Source organism: Flavobacterium sp. ACN6, assembly GCF_002304005.1.
Classification (GTDB): domain Bacteria; phylum Bacteroidota; class Bacteroidia; order Flavobacteriales; family Flavobacteriaceae; genus Flavobacterium.
In genome coordinates this window covers 313,768-337,314 of record NZ_MRCQ01000006.1, presented here as the reverse complement: position 1 = coordinate 337,314, position 23,547 = coordinate 313,768, and the positions used below count along the sequence as shown (strand labels likewise).

General features: G+C 34.0%; 23 protein-coding genes. 11 read left to right on the top strand and 12 right to left on the bottom strand.

Translation table 11 applies throughout. From position 1 onward, the window contains the following. Positions 1–28: 28 nt before the first annotated feature. Positions 29–349 (top strand): YbaB/EbfC family nucleoid-associated protein, encoded by a 321-nt coding sequence (locus BSF42_RS11960; RefSeq protein ID WP_095953313.1) that lies wholly within the window; start codon positions 29–31, stop codon positions 347–349. Positions 350–531: 182 nt separating this feature from the next. On the opposite strand, the gene BSF42_RS11955 is transcribed toward BSF42_RS11960, so the two are convergent. After that, positions 532–1,551 carry a low specificity L-threonine aldolase gene (locus tag BSF42_RS11955; protein ID WP_095953312.1) on the bottom strand — a complete coding sequence of 340 codons (1,020 nt, stop codon included), beginning with the start codon at positions 1,549–1,551 and terminating at the stop codon, positions 532–534. Positions 1,552–1,703: 152 nt separating this feature from the next. Between BSF42_RS11955 and prfB the strand changes: the two genes are divergently transcribed. The 8 genes from prfB to hemN all read left to right on the top strand — a co-directional run bounded on the left by prfB (position 1,704) and on the right by hemN (position 9,558). Then, positions 1,704–2,802 (top strand): peptide chain release factor 2 gene (prfB, locus tag BSF42_RS11950; protein ID WP_141248452.1). Its coding sequence is split into 2 segments (ribosomal slippage): positions 1,704–1,766 and positions 1,768–2,802, totalling 1,098 coding nucleotides; the frame shifts between segments, so codons are not numbered across the junction. Between the two features lie 79 nt (positions 2,803–2,881). Next, positions 2,882–3,328: a peptide-methionine (R)-S-oxide reductase MsrB gene (gene msrB, locus BSF42_RS11945; protein ID WP_095953310.1), complete on the top strand. Its 447-nt coding sequence runs from the start codon at positions 2,882–2,884 to the stop codon at positions 3,326–3,328. Positions 3,329–3,659: 331 nt separating this feature from the next. Further along, complete coding sequence (lpxD, locus tag BSF42_RS11940) at positions 3,660–4,658, top strand: UDP-3-O-(3-hydroxymyristoyl)glucosamine N-acyltransferase (RefSeq protein ID WP_095953309.1); 999 nt, start codon at positions 3,660–3,662, stop codon at positions 4,656–4,658. A gap of 204 nt (positions 4,659–4,862) precedes the next feature. After that, positions 4,863–6,491: an acyl-CoA carboxylase subunit beta gene (locus BSF42_RS11935; protein ID WP_095953308.1), complete on the top strand. Its 1,629-nt coding sequence runs from the start codon at positions 4,863–4,865 to the stop codon at positions 6,489–6,491. A 121-nt stretch (positions 6,492–6,612) separates the two neighbouring features. Further along, on the top strand, positions 6,613–7,035 hold the full coding sequence (locus tag BSF42_RS11930; RefSeq protein WP_095953307.1) for a DoxX family protein: 423 nt from the start codon (positions 6,613–6,615) through the stop codon (positions 7,033–7,035). Positions 7,036–7,143: 108 nt separating this feature from the next. Beyond that, entirely contained in the window at positions 7,144–7,491 is a 348-nt protein-coding gene (locus BSF42_RS11925) for a hypothetical protein (protein WP_095953306.1), read from the top strand. Positions 7,492–7,597: 106 nt separating this feature from the next. Continuing rightward, positions 7,598–8,074 (top strand): hypothetical protein, encoded by a 477-nt coding sequence (locus BSF42_RS11920; protein ID WP_095953305.1) that lies wholly within the window; start codon positions 7,598–7,600, stop codon positions 8,072–8,074. A 119-nt stretch (positions 8,075–8,193) separates the two neighbouring features. Further along, the gene (gene hemN / locus BSF42_RS11915; RefSeq protein ID WP_095953304.1) at positions 8,194–9,558 is read left to right on the top strand and encodes an oxygen-independent coproporphyrinogen III oxidase; all 1,365 of its coding nucleotides are present in this window, start codon (positions 8,194–8,196) and stop codon (positions 9,556–9,558) included. Between the two features lie 18 nt (positions 9,559–9,576). Here the strand turns inward: hemN and BSF42_RS11910 are convergent, their stop codons facing one another. The 8 genes from BSF42_RS11910 to BSF42_RS11875 all read right to left on the bottom strand — a co-directional run bounded on the left by BSF42_RS11910 (position 9,577) and on the right by BSF42_RS11875 (position 18,207). Then, positions 9,577–10,278, bottom strand: coding sequence for a sulfite exporter TauE/SafE family protein (locus BSF42_RS11910; RefSeq protein ID WP_095953303.1), 702 nt, complete (start codon positions 10,276–10,278; stop codon positions 9,577–9,579). A gap of 15 nt (positions 10,279–10,293) precedes the next feature. Beyond that, on the bottom strand, positions 10,294–10,743 hold the full coding sequence (locus tag BSF42_RS11905; protein WP_095953302.1) for a FixH family protein: 450 nt from the start codon (positions 10,741–10,743) through the stop codon (positions 10,294–10,296). Positions 10,744–10,755: 12 nt separating this feature from the next. Further along, the gene (gene ccoG, locus BSF42_RS11900; protein ID WP_095953301.1) at positions 10,756–12,174 is read right to left on the bottom strand and encodes a cytochrome c oxidase accessory protein CcoG; all 1,419 of its coding nucleotides are present in this window, start codon (positions 12,172–12,174) and stop codon (positions 10,756–10,758) included. An 11-nt stretch (positions 12,175–12,185) separates the two neighbouring features. After that, positions 12,186–13,121, bottom strand: a complete 936-nt coding sequence (locus BSF42_RS11895; protein ID WP_095953300.1) for a cbb3-type cytochrome c oxidase N-terminal domain-containing protein — start codon at positions 13,119–13,121, stop codon at positions 12,186–12,188. Between the two features lie 2 nt (positions 13,122–13,123). Beyond that, on the bottom strand, positions 13,124–13,318 hold the full coding sequence (locus tag BSF42_RS11890) for a cytochrome c oxidase subunit IV (RefSeq protein ID WP_057118631.1): 195 nt from the start codon (positions 13,316–13,318) through the stop codon (positions 13,124–13,126). Positions 13,319–13,325: 7 nt separating this feature from the next. Continuing rightward, positions 13,326–15,512, bottom strand: coding sequence for a cytochrome-c oxidase, cbb3-type subunit I (gene ccoN, locus BSF42_RS11885; RefSeq protein ID WP_095953299.1), 2,187 nt, complete (start codon positions 15,510–15,512; stop codon positions 13,326–13,328). Positions 15,513–15,514: 2 nt separating this feature from the next. Next, complete coding sequence (gene ccoS / locus BSF42_RS11880; protein WP_095953298.1) at positions 15,515–15,706, bottom strand: cbb3-type cytochrome oxidase assembly protein CcoS; 192 nt, start codon at positions 15,704–15,706, stop codon at positions 15,515–15,517. Between the two features lie 113 nt (positions 15,707–15,819). Next, entirely contained in the window at positions 15,820–18,207 is a 2,388-nt protein-coding gene (locus BSF42_RS11875; RefSeq protein WP_095953297.1) for a heavy metal translocating P-type ATPase metal-binding domain-containing protein, read from the bottom strand. Positions 18,208–18,405: 198 nt separating this feature from the next. Here BSF42_RS11875 and BSF42_RS11870 point away from each other — a divergent pair, with 198 nt between their 5' ends. Continuing rightward, entirely contained in the window at positions 18,406–19,089 is a 684-nt protein-coding gene (locus BSF42_RS11870) for a Crp/Fnr family transcriptional regulator (RefSeq protein WP_095953296.1), read from the top strand. Here the strand turns inward: BSF42_RS11870 and mazG are convergent. The 3 genes from mazG to def all read right to left on the bottom strand — a co-directional run bounded on the left by mazG (position 19,086) and on the right by def (position 21,093). Further along, positions 19,086–19,856: a nucleoside triphosphate pyrophosphohydrolase gene (gene mazG, locus BSF42_RS11865; RefSeq protein WP_095953295.1), complete on the bottom strand. Its 771-nt coding sequence runs from the start codon at positions 19,854–19,856 to the stop codon at positions 19,086–19,088. The genes BSF42_RS11870 and mazG overlap by 4 nt on opposite strands. Before the next feature lie 99 nt (positions 19,857–19,955). Continuing rightward, positions 19,956–20,444 (bottom strand): DUF5606 domain-containing protein, encoded by a 489-nt coding sequence (locus BSF42_RS11860; protein ID WP_095953294.1) that lies wholly within the window; start codon positions 20,442–20,444, stop codon positions 19,956–19,958. A 58-nt stretch (positions 20,445–20,502) separates the two neighbouring features. After that, positions 20,503–21,093: a peptide deformylase gene (gene def, locus BSF42_RS11855; protein ID WP_095953293.1), complete on the bottom strand. Its 591-nt coding sequence runs from the start codon at positions 21,091–21,093 to the stop codon at positions 20,503–20,505. 201 nt (positions 21,094–21,294) lie between these two features. Between def and BSF42_RS11850 the strand changes: the two genes are divergently transcribed. Continuing rightward, positions 21,295–23,517 carry an FUSC family membrane protein gene (locus tag BSF42_RS11850; protein ID WP_095953292.1) on the top strand — a complete coding sequence of 741 codons (2,223 nt, stop codon included), beginning with the start codon at positions 21,295–21,297 and terminating at the stop codon, positions 23,515–23,517. Positions 23,518–23,547 lie beyond the last annotated feature (30 nt).

The window sequence follows — 23,547 nt, the reverse complement described above, 5'->3', positions numbered from 1 at the left end:
TCTGAAATAATTTAAAAAATCAACAAAAATGGATTTAATGGGAATGATGGGCAAACTTAAAGAAACCCAGCAAAAAATTGAAGATACAAAAAAGCGTCTAGATACTGTTTTGATTGATGAACAAAGTGCTGACGGATTATTAAAAATTACAATTACAGCTAGCAGAAAGATCAAATCAATCTCTATTGACGATTCTTTACTAGAAGATAAAGAACAACTTGAAGATTATTTGATTGTTACACTAAACAAAGCAATCGAAAACGCTACAAATGTTAACGAAAGAGAATTAGATGCTGTTGCCAGAATGGATATGCCGTCTATTCCTGGAATGGATAATTTGTTTAAATAAAGGTACAAAGGTTCATAGTTGCATAGGCTCAAAGTTTTTTATACTTTGTCCTTCCATGTAATAAAAAAAGACGCATTATGCGTCTTTTTTTTAAACCTTGTCCCTCTGAACCTTTGTAACTTTGTAACTATTCTTTTTAAAACCTTTGTCCCTCTGAACCTTTGCAACTTTGCACCTCCTCCCTAAAACTTCGAAAGCGTTTCCAACACATAAGTATGCATTACTTCTCTGTAATCTAGATGCGTTACAATTCGGAGTTTGTTGTGCCCCATAGAACTTATGGAGATATTTTTTTGTTTTAATTTCTCAATTAACAACTGATCGCTGTAACCTTCGGCAAGCGAAAAAATTAAAATATTAGTTTCTACAGGTTCTATTGCCGAAACCCAAGGTTTGGTACTCAAAATTTTTGCAATTTCTTTTGCTCGGCGGTGGTCCTCTGCCAATCTTTCAATATTATGCGCTAAAGCGTATAATCCTGCAGCAGCTAAATAACCAACCTGACGCATTCCGCCCCCAAGTATCTTTCTGATTCTCAACGCCCTGTGAATATCAGCCTTACTTCCTAATAACACCGAACCTATAGGGGCGCCCAATCCTTTAGATAAACAAACTGAAATAGTATCGAAAATAGCTCCAAATTCCTTCGGATTTTGTCTTTTGGCTACTAATGCATTCCAGATTCTGGCGCCATCCATATGAAATTTCAAATTATTGGCGTCGCAGACTTTTTTTATTTCTCTTAAATCTTCTAATTCATAACAAGCACCACCGCCTTTGTTGGTTGTATTTTCAACACAAACCAAACTTGTTAACGGACTATGATAAAACTCAGGATCGTTTATCGCTGCAGCAACTTGTGATGCTGTAATCATACCGCGATTACCATCTAATAAACAGCAGGAAACACCGCTGTTAAACGAAACTCCCCCTCCTTCATAATGATAAACGTGAGCATATTTATCGGCTATTAACTGCTCGCCCGGCTGTGTATGCAGTTTAATTGCGGTTTGATTTGCCATAGTTCCAGACGGAAAAAAAAGTCCAGCTTCCATACCAAAAAACTCTGCTGTTCTATTTTCCAATTCAATCACCGTAGGGTCCTGTTTGTATACATCATCGCCAACATGAGCGTTAAACATATACTGCAGCATTTCATAAGTAGGCTTTGTTATGGTATCGCTGATTAAATTTATTTCCATATTCTAAAAACTATATCTTATTTTTGTATGCAAAATTACGTATTACAAATAGTTATTCTGAGCAAGTTTCAGTAAATTTTAACTTGCTAGTTTCTATAGACCAAATTAACGTAATAATTCTAAAAAACATATAAAAACCTATTAATTAATTTATGACAACAGCCGAACAAGTAAAAGGTATTGTGGAGCGCCTTGGTGCGTTGAGGAGGTATCTTTGACGTTGATGCCAAGCTAATCGAAATTGCAAACGAAGAAGAAAAAACGTTTGCACCAGATTTCTGGAACAATGCCAAAGAAGCAGAAATTATTGTAAAAAATCTTCGAAACAAGAAAAAATGGATTGAAGATTACAACAAAGCTATCGAACTTACCGATGAATTACAGCTTGCGTATGATTTTTACAAAGAAGGTGAACTTTCTGTAGAAGAATTGGATGAACAATACAGCAATACTCAAACGCATATTGAAAACATCGAATTTAAAAACATGCTTTCTGATGAGGGCGACAGTTTAAGTGCTGTAGTTCAAATTACTGCAGGAGCCGGCGGAACGGAAAGTTGTGACTGGGCAGGAATGCTGATGCGTATGTATATGATGTGGGGAGAAAGTTATGGCTATAAAATAAAAGAACTTAACTTTCAGGAAGGCGATGTTGCGGGTATTAAAACCGTAACTTTAGAATTTGAAGGCGATTATTCTTTTGGTTATTTAAAAGGGGAAAATGGTGTACACCGTTTGGTTCGTATTTCACCTTTTGACAGTAACGCCAAACGTCACACCTCGTTTGTTTCTGTTTATGTTTATCCGCTTGTAGATGATAGTATCGAAATTGATATTAATCCTGCCGATATCGAAATTACAACGTCTCGTTCGAGTGGTGCCGGTGGACAAAACGTAAACAAGGTTGAAACTAAAGTTCAGTTAGTGCATAAGCCAACAGGAATTCAGATTCAATGTTCTGAAACGAGATCACAGCAAGACAACAGACAGCGTGCGATGCAGATGCTTCGTTCTCAATTGTACGAAATCGAGCTAAAGAAACAACAAGCACAACGTGCCGATATTGAAGCTGGAAAAATGAAAATTGAATGGGGTTCGCAAATCCGTAATTACGTAATGCAGCCTTATAAATTAGTAAAAGACGTTCGTACAGGTTACGAAACCAGTGACGTTGACGGCGTAATGAACGGAAATATAGATGCGTTTCTTAAAGCCTATCTGATGATGATGGGACAGAAGGAGGAAGAATAAAGTTTTCAGTCGCAGTCTCAGTTTTCAGCAAACTGGGACCGAGACTGAAAACCGAGACTGAAAACTAAAAAATAAAGTTATGATAAAATGGGCAGATGTAATTCATTTTACAAATAAAGGAAATCCGACTCCTGATAAAAGAGTGGAGAAAACGGAGGAAGAATGGAAACAAATCCTGACTCCGGAAGAATTTCAGGTAACGCGTTTAAAAGGAACCGAAAGATCTTTTAGTTCTGAATTGTGCAGTTTGTTTGATCCTGGAATTTACGAATGTAAATGCTGTGGAACTGTTCTTTTTGATGCGAGTGAAAAATTCGAATCAGGTACGGGATGGCCTTCTTTTACACAGCCTGTAAAAGAAAATGCTGTTGGTTACCATGCCGATAAATCGCACGGAATGATTCGCGTTGAGGTTACCTGCAATGTATGCGACGCGCATTTAGGACATATTTTCCCCGACGGTCCGCCTCCAAGCGGATTACGATACTGTATTAATGCTGTTTCATTATCAAAAATCAAAGAATAAATTATCAAAGCGATTCCTTTACAAAAAGCGAATCGCTTTTTTTTAATAATCACGAAATGAATTCATTAACAAAACAAATGTAAGTCATCACTTAACAATTAAATTAATTATTTTCCAGCTCTTTTTTTAATAAATTAAGAGGCGAAATTGAGCTGTAACACTTTCAAACATTAAAAAACTGTTAGTAAATTAATATTTAAAGTGTTAATTTTTAAATTTTAAGCCTTATATTTTAAATTTTTATTAAGGAACGCGAAAAATTAATTAGGTAATTAAAATCTAATTCATTTTATTTGGCAAAAATTAACCCTAAGTCGATTAAAATTTGTCAATGAAATCCTATTCAATTCAAGAAATCAATGAAGTAATTAATGGCGTAATTTACGGCACTACTTCACAGAGCATTACCGCAACAGAGCAATTAGAAAAAGCTACAACTTCAGAAATTTCTTTTATAGGAAATAAAAAATACGAAAAGTACTGGTCAACATCTAATGCTTCAATTGCTGTAGTAAATGAAGACATTTCGATTGAGCCAGGCGAAAACCGTGCTTTTATTAAGGTAAAAAATGCCGATTTGGCTATGTCGCAAATTCTTGCTCTTTTTGCCCCTCCTACTCCAATCTTTCATACCAATATTCACAAAACGGCTACTATAGACGAAACTGCTATAATTGGCGAAGGTGCAAAAATTGGCGCTGGCTGCTATATTGGACCAAAAGTTGAAATTGGTGCCAATGCAACGATTTATCCAAATGTGACTATTCTGGACGAATGTACTATTGGCAAAAATACTATTATTTGGTCTGGGACCGTTGTTCGTGAGCGTTGCCATATTGGAAGCGATTGTATCATTCATCCAAATGCAACTATTGGTGCAGATGGTTTTGGATTTCGCCCTTGTTCTGAAAAAGGTTTAGTAAAAATTCCACAAATTGGAAATGTAATTATTGGAAACGGAGTCGAAATTGGAGCCAATTCTTGCGTTGACCGCGGAAAATTCAGTTCAACAGTTTTAGGAGATGGCTGTAAAATTGATAATTTAGTACAAATTGGCCATAACAGTAAACTTGGAAAGTTCTGTATTATGGCTGGAAACAGTGGTTTGGCAGGTTCTGTAACTTTAGGAAATGGCGTTATTATTGGGGGAAGTGCTTCTATAAAAGACCATACGACGATTGGCGACGGAGCTATAGTTGGTGCTGGATCTGGTGTTATTGGTGATGTTCCGGCAGGCAAAACAATGCTGGGTTATCCAGCTGTTGAAGCTCGTGATGCTTTAAAACAATGGGCAACACTAAAAAGAATGGCTTGCGCTGCTAAAAAATAATTCAAATCTAATTGATATAAAAAAACATCCGCTGATAACGGATGTTTTTTCATTTTATAGACTTTACATTAAAGTAAATCTCTTTATTAACAGAATAGATAAGAATGAAGTTTAGAAGCGACTTCTTAATTCACAAAGCAACTGGTTTATTTCAATTGATTTTGTAAATTAGCCAACACTATATTACAAAATCAATACGATATCATGGATTTAAACTTCAATAAAAACGAAGATCACAATAAACTGCTCCTTTCTGAATTAAAACAAAAATTTGCCAAAGTAAAATTGGGCGGAGGCGAAAAAAGAATTGAAAAATTACATTCTGAAGGTAAAATGACAGCTCGTGAGCGAATTGCTTACTTATTGGATGATAATGCTAAAAGTATTGAAATTGGTGGTTTTGCCGGCGAAGGAATGTATCCTGAACACGGCGGATGCCCTTCTGGAGGTGTTGTAGTAAAAATTGGCTACATTAAAGGGAAACAATGTATTGTAGTTGCAAATGATGCCACGGTTAAAGCTGGCGCCTGGTTTCCGATAACAGGAAAGAAGAATCTACGAGCGCAGGAAATTGCAATGGAAAACAGACTTCCAATTATTTATCTTGTAGACAGCGCAGGAGTCTATCTTCCGATGCAGGATGAAATTTTTCCAGATAAAGAACATTTCGGAAGAATATTTAGAAACAATGCTCAAATGAGCAGTATGGGAATTACCCAGATTGCTGCCGTTATGGGAAGCTGTGTTGCCGGCGGTGCTTATCTTCCAATTATGAGCGATGAAGCTTTGATTGTAGATAAAACCGGAAGTATTTTTCTTGCTGGAAGTTATTTGGTAAAAGCTGCAATTGGCGAAACTATTGATAATGAAACCTTAGGCGGTGCTACAACGCATTGTGAAATTTCTGGTGTAACCGATTATAAAGCTAAAGACGACAAAGATGCTTTAGACAAAATTAAAAATATAGTAGATAAAATTGGTGATTATGACAAAGCTGGCTTCAGCCGAATAAAAGCAGAAAAACCTGCTTTAGATCCAAACGATATTTACGGAATCCTTCCAAAAGCCAGATCGGAACAATATGATATGATGGAAATTATCAAACGCTTGGTTGATAATTCAGAATTTGAAGCTTATAAAGATGGTTACGGACAATCTCTTATTACCGGTTACGCCAGAATCGACGGCTGGGCTGTTGGAATTGTAGCGAATCAGCGAAAGGTCGTAAAAACCAAAAAAGGCGAAATGCAGTTTGGCGGTGTTATTTATTCTGACAGTGCAGATAAAGCAACTCGTTTTATTGCCAATTGCAATCAAAAGAAAATTCCGTTAGTTTTTCTGCAAGACGTTACAGGTTTTATGGTTGGTTCCAAATCAGAACACGGAGGAATTATCAAAGACGGTGCAAAAATGGTAAATGCGGTAAGTAATTCTGTTGTGCCTAAATTCACAGTTATTGTCGGAAATTCATACGGAGCAGGAAATTATGCAATGTGCGGAAAAGCTTATGATCCTCGATTAATATTTGCCTGGCCAAGTGCAGAACTTGCCGTTATGGGCGGCACACAGGCTGCAAAAGTATTAGCACAAATTGAAGCTTCTTCGCTTAAAGCGAAAGGAGAAATAGTAGACGAAGAAAAAGAAGCTCAATTATTTAATAAAATAAAAGCACGCTACGACGAGCAGACTTCTCCTTACTACGCGGCTTCCAGACTTTGGACAGATGCTATAATTGATCCTTTAGAAACTCGTAATTGGATTTCCTTAGGAATAGAAGCAGCAAACCATTCTCCTATCCAAAAGCCATTTAATTTAGGCGTAATTCAGGTATAACATTTAAGTATTCTCAAAACACACAGTTAAAAAAGGCAAAAAACTCAATTTCAGACTGTTAAAATTAAATATATTACTAAAATTTAGTAACTTAGTATATAATTTTTAATCACACAGCATCATGGAAAATGTAAAAAGTTTGAATAAGTGGGCCAATTCGCACACTTATTTACCGGTTGATTTAGTACGTATTGTTTTGGGTGGATTCTTATTTATGAAAGGTGTCTCATTTGTCACCAATATTCAATACCTGCATGAGTTAATTTCTCCAATAGATAGATTTGGCGGAGGTATGTTTATGCTGCATTACATTGCTCCAGCTCACATGATTGGCGGCATAATGATTATTTTCGGACTACTAACCCGTTGGGCAATTGCAGCTCAATTACCTATATTGTTTGGCGCTGTTCTCATAAATTTCATGGGGAAAATGCATTCCGAAAGTTTAATTCTAGCTCTTGTAGTTTTACTAATCTGCATCTTTTTCTTGTTTTATGGAAGTGGCAAACATTCTGCAGATTACTATTTTAAGATGCAGCAATAACTTCATAAATCCTCAGCTTTTTATAAAAATGGGCTGAGGATAGTTTTTGAGTGTTAATTAATTCTATAAAATTTCTTTAATTGTGTTTTATGACTTAAATTCGCCGACATGAATTGGATTCGTAAAACCGTTATTTTTATTGCACTTTTGATTGCAGGTTTGTTTGCTTATCAGGCAGACACAGCTTCTGTGCATATAACTGAAACGGAAAAATCAGATTCAAATTTCTGCAAAGACATAGCAGATTCGTCTGCATTTATTCAGCCTCAGGGAAGTTATCAGTTTGCAGCGAACATCAAAACAAATCCTTCTGGAATTATCAAATGTTTTGATTCTCTCTTACCTCTTATCCCTCAGCATCAAACCGTTACAAACACTACCGTTTATACTAAACTATTTACAACTCAAAGTAAAAAAGTCTTAGTCATACTCTATGCTTTCCATTTTTTCTGGTAAATAAATATTTGATTTTCATTTGAAGATTCATTCTTCAACTACCTCTAGACCGTTTTCAAATTGAAAACTGTTTTGCATATCATTTATTTATTTCATTAAAAATATTATGGAAACTACTACAACAATAATGGGTATTGTGATTTTAATTATTGTCGCAATTCCAGTATACTTCTCTGCTCGCTCAAGCGCAGCAAGCAAATCAAGAATTTTGAACATTAAAAAGAGATTCAATCCGACAAATCCAGAAAGCTTTGATTTGACTGAATCAATCAATAATAAAACATTAACGCTGGATCAGAAAAACAACAAATTCATACTAATGAATTTCAATCCAAACCAACAGGAATCTACTTTTGTCGATTTAAATACAGTTACTTCCTGCAAATTGATTCCGACAACAGATGCGCATTCTGATACCATCATTAAAATTGATTTTGAATTTCAAGATAAAGAAACATCTAAAAAAATAATAATCCCATTCTATGATTTTGACGATGACCGCATCAAACAGATAAGCGTCTACCAAGATCATCAGTTTGCAAAAAAATGGCATAAAATCATCCAAGATTCTATTTCACGTTAGTTATTTAATTCACTAAAGAGGCTCAAAATTGAGCCTCTTTTTTTTGTTGGTTATATGATATTTGTCATTTTCTGTCTCTCAATGATGTTTTAATTTTGATGTAAACTAAATCCGTCATTATGAAAATCTCTTTGACTCAAAAATACAATGTCCCAGGTCCAAGATATACTAGCTATCCAACAGTTCCTTACTGGAATGAAGCTGATTTTACAGCAGAAAAATGGATAACTTCTTTACAAAAATCATTTTCAGAAAGTAATTCAAAAAACGGAATTAGTTTATACATCCACCTTCCCTTCTGCGAAAGCATGTGTACTTTTTGCGGATGCAATAAACGTATAACAAAAAATCATTCTGTTGAAGAAATCTACATTAAAGCACTTTTAAAAGAATGGAGTTTATATTGCAGGGTACTTCCAGAAAAACCAATTATAAAAGAAATACATTTAGGCGGAGGAACGCCGACATTCTTTTCCAAAGAAAATCTCGAAAGTCTTATCAACGGAATTTTTAGTTATGCAGTAAAAGCAGAAAATCATGAATTTAGTTTTGAAGGACACCCTAATAACACCACTTATGAACAGCTTAAAAAACTGTATGATTTAGGCTTTCGCCGAGTGAGTTTTGGCGTTCAGGATTATGCTGCTAAAGTTCAAAAAGCCATCAATAGAATTCAGCCCTTTCATAATGTTGCCAAAGTAACATTTTGGGCAAAAGAAATTGGATATACTTCTATTGGCCATGATATTATCTTTGGTCTTCCCTTTCAAACTGTTGAAGATGTAATTGATACAGTTGAAAAGACAAATTCTTTAAAACCAGACCGTTTAGCATTTTATAGTTACGCTCACGTACCTTGGATAAAAGGAAATGGACAACGTGGCTTTAATGATGAAAATCTTCCAAAAGATGCGGAAAAAAGAGAACTTTACGAAACTGGCAAAAAGCTGCTGACTAAAAACGGTTACCATGAAATTGGTATGGATCATTTTGCATTAGAAAGCGATACTTTGTATAAAGCAGCTCATAATGGAAATTTACACCGAAACTTTATGGGTTACGGCGCTTCTAAAACACAGGCGATGATTGGCCTAGGAGTTTCCTCAATTAGTGACAGCTGGTACAGTTTTGCTCAAAACACTAAAAATCTGGAAGACTATTATCAATTATTAGAATGGGATAAATTACCCGTTGTAAAAGGTCATATTCTAAATGACGAGGATCTAATTATTAGAAAACACATTCTAAATTTAACTTGTGAATTAGAAACTTCCTGGAAAAATGATTCTCTTTATTTTAAAGAACTTCCGAGTGTATTAGAAGATTTAGAAGAGATCGCAAAAGATCAATTAATCGTTATTGAAGAAGGAAAACTTAAAATTACCGAAGAAGGAAGACCTTTTGTACGTAATATTTGCATGGCTTTTGACTTGCATCTAAAAAGAAAGTCACCGGAAACCAATTTGTTTTCGATGACTGTATAGCTTTTTATATTCTATTTGTTAGTGGCAGTTTGGAGTCTGCTGTACAAACAAACTCATACTTGAAGGTGAAATATAAGGGATTCCCAATCCTAGACCTCTAAGGATAAATAAAACTCCAATTACAATTGCTACATATGGAATTGCTTTTTGAATCTTATTTCTAAAAGGTAATTTTAATAAGGTGTTGACATATACCACAATCGTCATCAAAGGTATAGTTCCAATTCCGAATAAGAGCATGTAAAAAACTCCATAAGAAGCACTCTGCATAGCAATTGCACCAAACAGCGCCACGTAAACCATTCCGCATGGTAAAAATCCATTTAGAAGACCAATTGTAAAAAGAGATTTGTAACTCTTATTTCTAAATTGAGCGCCAAGATTAGTTTTGATTTTTGAAATGATTTTATAAACGGGTTTTGAAAAGTTATATTCTGCAAATTTTTTCTCTGGAATCAAGACCACAATAATCATAATTACACCGATTATTATGGACATTTTTTGCTGCAATCCAGCTAGAAAAAAACCTCTTCCCAATAATCCAAAAATCAGTCCAATTGAAGCATAAGCTGTCAACCTTCCAAAATGATAAGTCATAATCTGCGTTACCTTTTTCGCTTCATTTTGCCTGTCTACCGGTAACATCATTGCGATTGGTCCGCACATTCCAACACAATGCAGACTACTTATTAGGCCGAGAAAGAAAGCTGAGAATAACATTTTTTTGAGATTAAATTAATTCACGTAGATAACTTCTTTAGTTAAATATTTTTTGCCTTCGTACTGCCATTCCATATTGACATCCCAACGGCCTTTTATCAATTTTTTCTGTGGAATCATTAATGCTGAATTGGTTAAAGCAATTTGCGTATTAAAATCAAATTTTTTATTTGAAGGTCTGTACAACAGTATATTTCCTTTTACTTTATCACTTTCAAATCCAGCAGGAAAAGTTACAGCCACACCATTATCGGTGTATTTGATTGAAGGTTTATGCTGCAAATCATGTGCATTTTGAATTCGAGCCATTTCTTCTTGAAAATGCGTGTCGTGTTTGTAATATTCTTCCACAACCAAATCATTATCGTATTTAGAATTTGATTGTACTTCAAAAACAAAATATAAAATAAACGTCATGAACAATCCAAATGCTATGACAATTCCGGTACCCCAATTAATTTTCATGGTATAAATATTTTAATTAAAACTGCGTGGTCCTAAGAAATTTGTAGTTGTTGTTTCCAGGAGTTCAGAACCGTTATAAACTCCAATTTTTACTTTTGTTTTATCACTTTCTAATAAAACTTCTTTTATTTCTATAAATAATGTTCCTTGAGAAATTGCTTCTTTTGCAATTTTAAAATGCTGTTTTCCAACATTTTTAATTTCTCCTTTCTGATCTATTAATTCGAAATGAATGTTGCTGTAATCTTTCATGGTTTTGTTTACAATTTTATATGTGTAAACATTACTAATTTGATCACCGTCATGTTGAAAAAGCTGTCCCGGCAAACGCAGAATAACAGCTTGAACATTAGTTCTTAAAAATAACATTCCAACAAAAACACTCAATAAAATAAACAGAACTGCAGTGTAACCTTTCATTCTTGCCGTAAATTTAAAAGGTTCTTTTTTAGCAATTTCATCTTCAGAAGCATAACGAATAAGACCTTTTGGCAATCCTACCGATTCCATTATATGATCACATTCATCGATACAAGCAGTGCAGTTTGTGCATTCTAACTGTGTTCCATTTCTAATGTCAATTCCCATTGGGCAGACATGAACACATTGAAGACAGTCAATACAATCTCCTTTTCCTGTTAAAGCCCTGTCTTCTTTTTTACTAAACTTTGCACGTCCTTTTTCTTTTTCTCCACGAACAAAATCGTATGCAACATTTATCGATTTATTATCCAAAAGAACACCTTGCAATCTCCCGTACGGACAGGCAATTATACAAACCTGCTCTCGAAACCAGACAAAAACAAAATAAAAAACTCCAGTAAAAATTAGAAGTGCAACAAAATTACTTGCCTGCTGAATTGGTCCCTGCTCAATCATCAAAAACAAAGTATCACTTCCCACTAAATAAGCAAGAAAAACATTAGCTATAAGGAAAGAGATTAAAAAGAAAACGGTCCACTTTATAAGTCTTTTTCTAATTTTTTCTCCATTCCATTCCTGTCTTGCCAAACGTGATTGCGAACCACGGTCTCCATCTATCCAATATTCAATACGACGGAAAACCATTTCAAGGAAAATAGTCTGCGGGCAGATCCAGCCGCAAAATATTCGTCCAAAAACAACTGTAAATAAGAGTATGAATACAACGCCGATTAGCATTGAAATAACGAAGAGGTAAAAATCCTGAGGCCAAAAAGGGAATCCAAAAATATTAAAACGACGTTCGAGAATGTTGAACATCATAAACTGGTTCCCATTTATTTTGATAAACGGATTTATGATTAAAATTGCCAGCAAAATATAGCTGACAATTTTTCTGTAATTGTAAAATTTACCAGACGGTTTCTTCGGAAAAACAAATTTCCGTTTACCACCTTCATCTATAGTTCCGATAGTATCTCTAAAAGCTTCGTCTGGTAAATTTGACATGGTATTTTATTTTATTTTTTAACTTCTGTGGTATCTTTTTGTGTATTTGAAGCATCTGTTTTCGCGGCGCTTTCATCTACCCAAACTTCTCCTTCTGCTTCTTTCGGGTCTTTTGGATTCGATCCTTGCAGGGATAAAATGTAACTTGCTACTTTCTGAATCTCTTTTGGTTTTAAGGTTCCTTTCCAGGAAATCATTCCTTTTCCATCACGACCTCCATTTGTAATGGTGTGGAATAGGTTTTTAATTCCACCTCCTAAAATCCAATGATTATCTGTTAAGTTTGGACCAATCTGTCCTCCACCATCGGCTCTGTGACACGCCGCGCAATTCATAGTAAAGATTTCTTTTCCTGCTGCTAAACTTGGTTCATCAGTAAGTAAAACAACTGTTTTTTCGTCCATCAAATCTGGAGCTGTTTTTAAATATTCTTCAACATCAATTTTTGCCTGAGCCATTTCTTTTTTCAACTCCATCTCTTGGTTATCAGCTCCTAAGACTTCATAACGCACTACATAGATTACACCAAAAATGATACAGATGTAGAATAAATATACCCACCACGGCGGTAAATTATTATCAAGCTCTTTAATGCCGTCATAATCATGATCCATTAATAAATCGCCTTCTTTTTCGATTGGTGAAGTTTTCGTCAATTTTTGCATTAGGTTTTTAAACCATGTACTTTCTTTGAAACTTAAACTTTCTTCATGTTCTAATTTTGCCTTTTCTTCTGGTGACAATAATTGGTACATTACTTTATTTACGGCACTCAATGTAATTTCGATTGCAATCAAAATAAATAAAAAGACACACAAAAAGAGTGATACCATTGGGTATTTTATAAAAGCAGGTCTATCGCCCGAATCTATAAAATATTCCATTAAGGCAAATACGATGAAGAAAATCAACGGTACTCTAACATATACTGGGAAAAACTTTTTCATTTTTATCTGTCTTTTGTAATTACAACTAGTCCTTCATCTAAAGGTATACTACTCATTTCCTGAATTTTATCTTTTCTGTAAGAAAACACCCAAAAGCCTAATCCTACGAAAAAGAAGAAGAAAATCAAGAGAGAAAGAATCGGGTAAATTTCTATACCCGATATTGTTTCCATATTGTGTTTTATTTGTTCAAACATAATGCTGTTATTTAGAAGTTTCTTTTACTTTAATATCAGTACCAAGTCTTTGTATGTAAGCGATCAAAGCAACGATTTCTCTTTCATTCATAGGAATGAATTTTTCTCCTTTTGCAACAGCTTTTTTCTTGCTTTCTTCATAACTTTTTACAAAGTCAGGATCGTTTTCTAAGCTTTTTTCTATTTTTACAGCCTGCTCTCTTAAAGTTTTTTGTGCATTTGTAACTTCTTCAGGAGTATATGGCACACCTAATGAAATCATTGCCTGCATTTTCTTTTGTGTTAATGAAATATCCATCGGTTTATTATCAAATAACCATTTGTATCCCGGCATAATAGATCCTGCAGAGATACTCTGCGGATTCCAGAAGTGGTTAAAATGCCAATTATCATTGTACTTACCACCTACTCTTAATAAATCTGGACCTGTACGTTTTGATCCCCATAAGAATGGATGATCATACACAAATTCTCCAGCTTTAGATTGTACGCCATAACGCTCAACCTCACTTCTAAATGGACGAACTGATTGTGAGTGACAACCCACGCAACCTTCTCTAATATATAAATCACGTCCTTCAAGTTCTAACGGTGTATAAGGTTTTACACTTGAAATTGTTGGAATATTAGATTTTACCATAATAGTTGGTACAATTTGTATAATACCTCCAATTAAAATAGCGACTGTAGCCAAAATGGTTAATTGAATAGGTTTTCTTTCTAACCAAGAGTGGAATTTTTCACCTCTTACTCGACTGCTGCTGATTCTTTGTAAAGCAGGTGCTTGAGCCAATTCATCTTCTACTGGAGATCCCGCTCTAACTGTCATTATTATATTATAAACCAATGTCAGCATACCTATTAAGTACAAAGTACCACCGATAGCTCTCATCCAATACATTGGCATAATAGCTGTTACTGTTTCAAGGAAGTTACCATACGTTAAAGTCCCGTCTGGATTAAATTGTTTCCACATAGAGGCTTGCTGAAAACCAGCAACATATAAAGGAATTGTATAAACAATAATACCTAAAGTACCAATCCAGAAATGGAAGTTTGCTAATTTTTTAGAAAATAAATTTGATTTTGTCATTCGAGGGATTAACCAATAAATGATACCAAACGACATGAAACCATTCCAAGCTAAAGCACCAACGTGTACGTGAGCAACGATCCAGTCTGTATAGTGCGCGATAGCATTTACGTTTTTCAAAGAAAGCATCGGACCTTCAAAAGTTGCCATTCCGTAACCTGTAATCGCTACTACGAAGAATTTTAAAACTGGTTCTTCACGAACTTTATCCCATGCGCCTCTTAAAGTTAAAAGACCATTAATCATACCACCCCAAGATGGAGCAATTAACATTACTGAAAATGCAACTCCTAAATTCTGTGCCCAGTTTGGCAATGCAGAATATAATAAGTGGTGTGGTCCTGCCCAGATGTAAATAAAGATCAAAGACCAAAAATGTATAATAGAAAGTCTATATGAATAAACTGGTCTGTTTGCCACTTTAGGAATGAAGTAATACATTAAACCTAAGAATGGAGTTGTAAGGAAAAATGCTACCGCATTATGTCCATACCACCATTGCACAAGTGCATCCTGAACTCCGGCATAAACAGAATAACTTTTAAAAGCAGAAACTGGAATTTCAATGTTATTAAAAATATGAAGTACTGCGACTGTTACAAATGTGGCAAGATAAAACCAGATTGCAACATACAAGTGACGCTCTCTACGACGCAGCATTGTACCAATCATATTGATTCCCATTACAACCCATATTAATGCAATTGCAATATCGATAGGCCATTCTAACTCTGCATATTCTTTAGAAGAAGTGTAACCTAACGGAAGTGTAATGGCCGCCGCGACAATAATTAACTGCCAGCCCCAGAAATGAAGATTACTTAAAAAATCACTAAACATTCTGGCTTTTAGTAATCTTTGCAGTGAATAATAAAGTCCTGCAAAAAAAGCATTACCTACAAAGGCAAAAATTACTGCATTGGTGTGTAATGGTCTTAATCGGCCGTAACTCAGCCATGAAATCCCATCTGTCATGTTGGGAAAAAGGTACATTACCGCCAAGGTAAGTCCCACTAACATACCCACAACTCCAAATAGGATTGTGGCGTAAATGAATTTTTTTACAATTTTGTTGTCGTAATAAAACTGTTCCATTTCCATAATTATACTTGTTTTTCTTCGATTGGTGAATTATTATTTGGGGAAATAATTTTGGTCTCATCGTCAAAAAGAATTCTGACTGAGGGTGTATAATCGTCGTCATACTGCCCAGACTTGACAGCAATAATGAAAGCAATAAAGAAGCAAACTGCCACGAAAATACTTACTGAAATTAATAGATAAATAACACTCATACCGTAAATTTATGTTAACAAAATTACAAGGTCAGCGGCGTTTAAAATATGATAATTATCATAGTAAAGAAGAATGTTAAAAATAAAAAAAAAATCTTTTCAATTATTTAAAATCAATATAAATTTCTCTTGCTGAAGTAGTTAGACATTAAAGTAACAAAACTGACGATAGTAATTGTACTCAACGGCATAATGATCGCAGCAACAATTGGAAGAAGATTACCAGTAACCGCAAATGCAAGTCCAACCACGTTGTAGAGCAATGACAAAGCAAAGCTCATCTTGATTACCAAAATTGCTTTATGAGAGAGTTTTAAAAAGTAATTCAAACGAGAAAACTCAGAAGCATCTAAAATTGCATCACATGCAGGTGAAAAGACATTCACATTCTCTGAAATGGAAATTCCAACATTACTTTGCGCTAATGCTCCGGCATCATTTAGACCATCTCCAACCATCATGACGTTATGCCCTTTTTCTTGAAGTTTCTTAATGAATTCAAGCTTTTGTTCTGGCTTTTGATTGAATATTAGTTCCGTATTTTTTGGCAGAATAACTTCTAAATTTGCTCTTTCACCATCATTATCTCCCGAAAGCACTTTGATTTGATATTCGTTACTTAAAGTAGAAAAAAGGTTCTCTAAACCTTCTCGATATTGATTTTGGAACACAAATTTTCCGAAATAAATTCCATCAATTTTAATATGCAAAGCCGTTTTTTCAATTTCTGAACTATCTATAACTATATCATTTACAAATTGTCCCGAACCTATTTTAATTTCTTTGCCAGCAGCATTTGCCAAAATTCCTTTTCCGGTAATCTCTTGAAAGTTATCAATATTAATTCGTTTTGTTTCTGGCAGAAAATCGTAAAGCATACGGCTCAAAGGATGATTTGAAGCACGAAGTACATTCTTAATTAGTATAATATCTGAATCAGAAATACTACTTCCTTCATATACTATATTCGATTTTTTATTGGTTGTAATCGTTCCCGTTTTATCAAAAACAATTGTATCAACTTTGGCAAGCTGTTCTATTACTACGGCATTTTTGAGATAGAATTTCTTTTTACCTAAAATTCTCAAAATATTTCCAAACGTAAATGGAGCTGTAAGCGCCAATGCACAAGGGCAAGCCACAATTAAAACTGCTGTAAAAACATTAAAAGCAGTATTTGCATCTATAAATATCCAATAACCAAAACCAGCAAATGCAATCAGCAGTAAAATTGGGGTGAAATACCGGCTTATTGCATCTGTTATGGTTTTGTGTTTTTGATCTACTTTTTTCTGAAAGATTTCGTTACTCCACAATTGCGTCAAGTAACTTTGAGAAACAGAATGCAATACTTCCATTTCAATCACTTTACCAATTTGCTTACCTCCTGCAAACACTTTATCGCCAGATTTTTTAGTAATCGGCACTGCTTCGCCTGTTACGAAACTATAATCTATTTCGGCGCTTTCGCTGATTAAAATTCCATCTACGGGAATAAGTTCTTGATTTCTAATTAATAATCGATCGCCTTTTAAAACATCATAAATGGCAACATTTTCTTCTGAGGAATCTTTATTGATTTTGGTAACCGCAATTGGAAAATAGGATTTAAAATCTCTTTCGAAACTTAAAAAACTATAGGTTTTAATTTGAAACATTTTACCAAGAAGCATAAAAAATACTAAACTGGCTAAACTATCAAAAAATCCAGGTCCGTGATCCATCAACATATCATAAGAACTACGGATAAACATTACAATAATTCCCAAAGCAATTGGAATGTCGATATTGAGCATTCTGGTTCTAATACTGTGATATGCCGAAACATAATAACCACTTGCAGAATATAAAAAACTTGGAAGAGCTAAAATAAAAATCAGCAGTCTGAAAAACGGTTTATAACTATCTAACCAAAATTCTTTCATTTCGAAATATTCTGGAAATGAAAGCAGCATAATATTTCCAAAACAAAAAAATGCTACACCAAGTTTATAAGTTAAACTTCTGTCTATCTTGTTTTTTGTTGTTTCGTAATTTTCTAAACTTATATAAGGCTCGTAACCAATTGAGCATAAAAGATTAACTATTGCTTTTAATGAAACAGTTTCTGGATTAAATGTAATTCGGACTTTCTTTTCATGAAAATTAACTTGTGAAGTACTTATTCCTGACTGAAGTCGATTTAGGTTTTCTAAAATCCAAATACATGAACTGCAGTGAATATGAGGAATATTTAAAGAAACAATAGCGGTATTTCCTTCTTGAAATTCTAAAATTTTTGAAAGTATTGATTCATTTTCTAAAAAATCATATTTGCCTGCAATGTCTTGTGGAGTGGCACCAGGCGATTTTTCGAAGTCGTAATAAGAGGTTAAGTCATTAGTGCTGAAAATTTCGTAAACGGTTTTACAGCCCGTGCAACAAAACTTCTTATCATCAAAATCGATTTCTTCATTTTTTTCAATGGATAAACCACAATGAAAACAACTTTGCTCCTTCATAAATTTGTTTTTATGCCGCAAATTTCAGATTAACTATCAATTATTTAGATGACAAATATCATGTATTTTGAAATTGAGTTCTAATTTAATAAAATAAAAGAGCCAAATTACCCTCTACTATTTTTTCTGAATATTTTACCCTATATTGATACCTTAAAACCTTAAATATCCTTAATTTTGCAGCAAACAAATATTGTCATGAACAAATGTGATCAATGCATTGTACGTCAGCTAAGCTCATTAAAAGCTCTTAATAAAGAGGAAGTTATAAAATTAGCGAATAGCAAAACCACTTACAAAATTAAAAAAGGTGAAGCTCTTTTTGAAGAAGGCGAAGTAACTAATGGTGTGTTTTGTGTAAAAGATGGCGTTGGTAAACTCTCCAAATTAAGTGCAAACGGAAAAGACCAAATCGTAAAACTGGTAAAATCCGGCGAACTTCTTGGGCAGCGTTCTATGATTAGTAATGAGCCGGCAAATTTAACTGCCAAAGCCATCGCTGACATGGAGGTTTGTTTTATTCCTAAAGCTGAAATAATCAATTTCTTTAATAGCAACAATCAGTTTTCTTTAAATATGATGCAGTCTGTGTGCGAGGATTTAAAAGAATCTGAAAATGAAAAAATTGCTTTGGTTCAAAAAACCGTTAAGCAGCGATTAGCAGAAACTTTACTTCATCTTCATGATGCTTTTGGCGAAGACACTGATAAAACCCTTAAAGTTCAACTAACTAGAGAAGAACTGGCAGGAATTATTGGTACAGCAACAGAAAGCTGTATTCGTTTATTATCTGATTTTAATAAATTAGAATTGATCGGATTAGTTGGAAAAAAGATTATGCTTAAAGATGTACGAGCTTTAAAAAAATTAGCTGATAATTAGAGCTTTTTAGCTTCATTCCAAAAAACATCCATTTCTGTAAGCGTCATATCCATTAAAGGTTTTCCTAGTTCACCTGCTTTGCTTTCCAGATATTGGAAGCGTTTGATAAACTTTTTATTAGTTCTTTCTAAGGCATCTTCTGGATTTACATTTAAAAATCGAGCGTAATTAATCATAGAGAATAAAACATCTCCAAATTCGTCTTCGATTTTGTCCTGATTTCCAGCTTGTACTTCGTCTTGCAGTTCTTGTAATTCCTCTTGTACTTTATCCCAGACTTGATGCGGTTCTTCCCAATCAAATCCTACGCCTTTCACTTTATCTTGAATTCTGCTGGCCTTAACCAAAGCAGGAAGACTTCTTGGAACGCCTTCTAAAACCGATTTTTTACCTTCTTTGAGTTTTAATTTTTCCCAATTTTGTTTTACTTCTTCTTCATTTTCCACTTTTACATCTCCGTAGATATGAGGATGACGGTGAATTAGCTTTTCGCAGATTTCATTGCAGACATCTGCAATATCAAAATCGTTTGTTTCGCTTCCTATTTTAGCATAAAAAACAATATGTAAAAGCAAGTCTCCAAGTTCTTTTTTAACTTCATTTAAATCGTTATCGAGAATAGCATCACCAAGTTCGTAGGTTTCTTCAATTGTTAAATGTCTCAATGTCTGCAGGGTTTGTTTTTTATCCCACGGGCATTGCTCACGAAGTTCATCCATGATATTTAATAATCTTTCAAACGCTTTTAACTGGTTTTCTCTATTCATTTTGAAGTTCTTTTAAATTAACTCGGTCTTGTAAAATTAAAAAATCCTGTCAAGAAAACTATCTTAACAGGATATTATATATTTAAAAAAGAATATTTATTATTCTTCTTCTTTTTTAGCTTTAGCTTTTTTAGCTGCTGGAGCTTTTTTAGGCTTTTCTGCAGCAACTGGAGCTTCTTCTTTAGCTTCTTCAACTGCAGGAGCTAAATCTGTAACTAATCCTTTTGATTGAAGTGTATTGTACCAGTTTAATACTTTTTTGATATCTGAAGGGTAAACTCTTTCTTCGTCGTAATCCGGAAGAATTTGTTTAAAATATGCAGCTAAAGTAGCATTATCCTCTTTGTGAGAAATCGCTTGTCCTTTATTTTCTTTAACGGCAATTTGCTGCATTACTTCAGTTAATGGTTTTTCACCTTCATAAGTATAAATCGAAATTTCAGACAATAAACTTACATTGCTTTTTAGATTTACAGTAATCTTCTTCCCATCAATTAATGATTCCGCCACAAAACCTGTACGAGTTTGTACTTTCAATTCGTATAGACCTGGTTTACCTGAAATGGCTAAAATTTTCGTTAAATTCATTTTTATTAAAATTAGTATTAAGAATTTGATTTATTTTTTGTTTCTAACTATAGAAAACTTATCTCCCTTTTTTGGCTGCAAAAAACTTCATTCTATATTCCTGAAACGTTTTTCCCTCAGTAATATTTTTAAGTTTCTTTTGAATTAAACGTTTTTTAAGAGATGAAATTTTATCCGTAAACAAAATTCCTTCAATATGATCATATTCGTGTTGAATAACTCTTGCAATTAAACCATCGAATACTTCTGTTTTCATTACAAAATCTTCTTCGCAATATTCTATTGTCACTGTTGGTTTTCTGTATACGTCTTCGCGCACATCTGGAATACTTAAACAGCCTTCATTAAAACCCCACTCTTCACCTTCTTCCTTAACGATTTTAGCATTGATAAAAGTCTTTTTAAAACCTTTCAAATCTTTTTGTTCAGCTGAAGGAAGATCCTCATCATCACTAAAAGGCGATGTATCAATAACAAACAAACGAATTGGTAATCCAACCTGCGGTGCAGCAAGTCCAACTCCATACGCATTATACATAGTCTCGTACATATTTGCGATCGTTTCTTTTAGATTTGGATATTCTGGTGTAACGTCCTGCCCTACTTTTCTCAAAACAGGATCACCGTATCCTACAATTGGTAAAATCATTTGTTTTTATTTATGTTTTTTATGTGCTGTAAAACAGAACTAAAATTCTAATATTTCAGCTGGCAAAAATAGTAAAAAATAGTCAATGAATAATTCGAATACTATTTTATATCATATTTTTTCCAAATCGTTAAAAATCTCAGCTATAATTGTGCCAAATTCATTCGTACAATTCTTACCTTTGCTAGTAAACCTCTTTTTATGTTTGATAAAATTTCGAAATTTACTAACAGTACTTCTTTTTTTAATGCTTCCAAAGTAACCATTGCTTCTGTTGTTCCTGTTTTAGTTTTAAATTTTTTAGGTCATTTTGAAATTGGTTTTACAATTGCATTGGGAGCTTTTTATACGTATCCCAGCGATATTACAAGTTCATTGAGCCATAAAATTAAAGGACTTATTGCAGCATCTTTTATCGTTTCAGGTGTTAATCTTTTGGTTAATCTCGTTTATCCTTATCCGTTTCTGTTTTATATCTTTTTAGGTTTTCTATTGTTTCTTTGTTCTATGATTTCGGTCTATGGACAGCGTGCGACTTTAATTTCTTTCTCAGCCTTATTATCCATTTCACTTTCGTTTGGACATCTGCACGAGGGCTGGGCGGCATTTGAATATTCTGGTTTTATTTTTATTGGTGGAATTCTTTATTTAATTGTTTCTCTAGTTTTTCATTTTGTACAGCCTTATAAATATGTAGAACTGCAGATTGCCGAAGGCATAAAACTTACTGCAAAATATTTAAAATTAAGAGGCGATTTATGGAGTCCGGAAGCAAATAGAAGAGCAATTATCGAAAAACAACTGGCCGTTCAGGTTGAGCTGAATCTTATTCATGAAGATTTAAGGAAAATGCTGATTGGAAATCAGAATGCGTCGGGAATTACGAGTCAGAACCGTAAAATGCTTTTGGTTTTTATTACTTTGGTTGAAATTCAAGAATTAGCACTTTATACTTCTTTTGACCACAGCAAACTTCACATAAAATTTGCTAGACATCCAGATGTTTTAAGAACGTATCAAAATGTGGCTTACAAACTGGCTTCGACTTTAAAAAAGCTTTCAAAAAATGTCAATCACATTAGTACCTATGTGGACAAACATGATTTGAAAAACGAACTTGACGCACTTGAATTTGCCATTTTTGACTACGAAAAAACATTAGGAAAAGAAGAAGCTGCAGAAGGTGTTTTGATGCTGACCAATATGCTGAAATATGCAAAAAATCAGGTTGGAAAAATCAAAATTATTCAACGTGCCTTTTCGCTGGCAATGCAGTCTTATAAATTAAAAGACAAAGATAAAGAACTTGAAAAGTTCTTGACACCGCAATATTATCCATTGCGAACTTTAATTGAAAATTTAAGTTATTCTTCTTCTATTTTTAGGCATTCGCTAAGGCTGACAATTACGATTTTGATTGGTTTTTTCCTGGGACAAATTCTTCCTTTTCAAAATGTTTACTGGATTCTGCTTACTATCGTCGTAATCATGCGACCTGGTTATGGCTTAACCAAAGAACGTTCTTACAACAGGATGTTCGGAACCGTTTTGGGCGGTATTTTAGCTTTTGGAATTGTATCTATTATTCAAAATCACGTTGCACTGAGTATTTTCTCTATAATTTGTATGCTTTTGGGAATATCATTTACTCAAATCAATTACAAAATAAGCGCAACATTTGTGACCATGTATGTGGTTTTTATCTACGGAATTTTAACTCCAGACATAAACGAAGTGATTCAATACCGAATTTTAGATTCACTTGCAGGGGCAGTTTTAGCTTTTATTGCCAACCAATTTTTATGGCCGGCATGGGAATTTATAAATACACCTATTCATATTGAAAACGCTATTCGCGCCAACCGAAATTATCTTAAAGAGATTGCTGATTTTTATAATAAAAAGGGAGAAGTTCCAACTTCTTATAGATTAGCCCGAAAAAATGCTTTTGTTGAGATAGGGAACTTAATGACCTCTTTCCAAAGAATGATGCAGGAACCAAAATCAAAACAGAAAACAATGCCTTTGGTAAACAAATTGGTGGTTTTAAATCACTCTTTGTTGTCTGCATTGGCATCGTTATCAACTTACATTCAGTCTCATCAAACGACTTCTGCTTCTGAGTCTTTCAATTATATCATTAAAACTATTTTGGCCAATCTTGATCATTCTATTTCTATTTTAAGAAATGAAGTTATTCTAAAAGATACTTTTTTTGAAAAAGAAGATGTGACTTTACAATTTGAAGAATTAAAACGAAGAAATTTTACGCGATTAGCCGAAGATGATGATCTTGACAAAGAAACGCGCCAAGCCAAAATGCAGGAAGCCTCGATGGTAATTGAACAATTAATTTGGATGAGTAATCTGGCTGAAAAAATTCTTAAAAACACAACCGACCTAAAAGCAACAAATCCAGATTAATTCATCTGGATTTGTTTTTTTATTCTATTA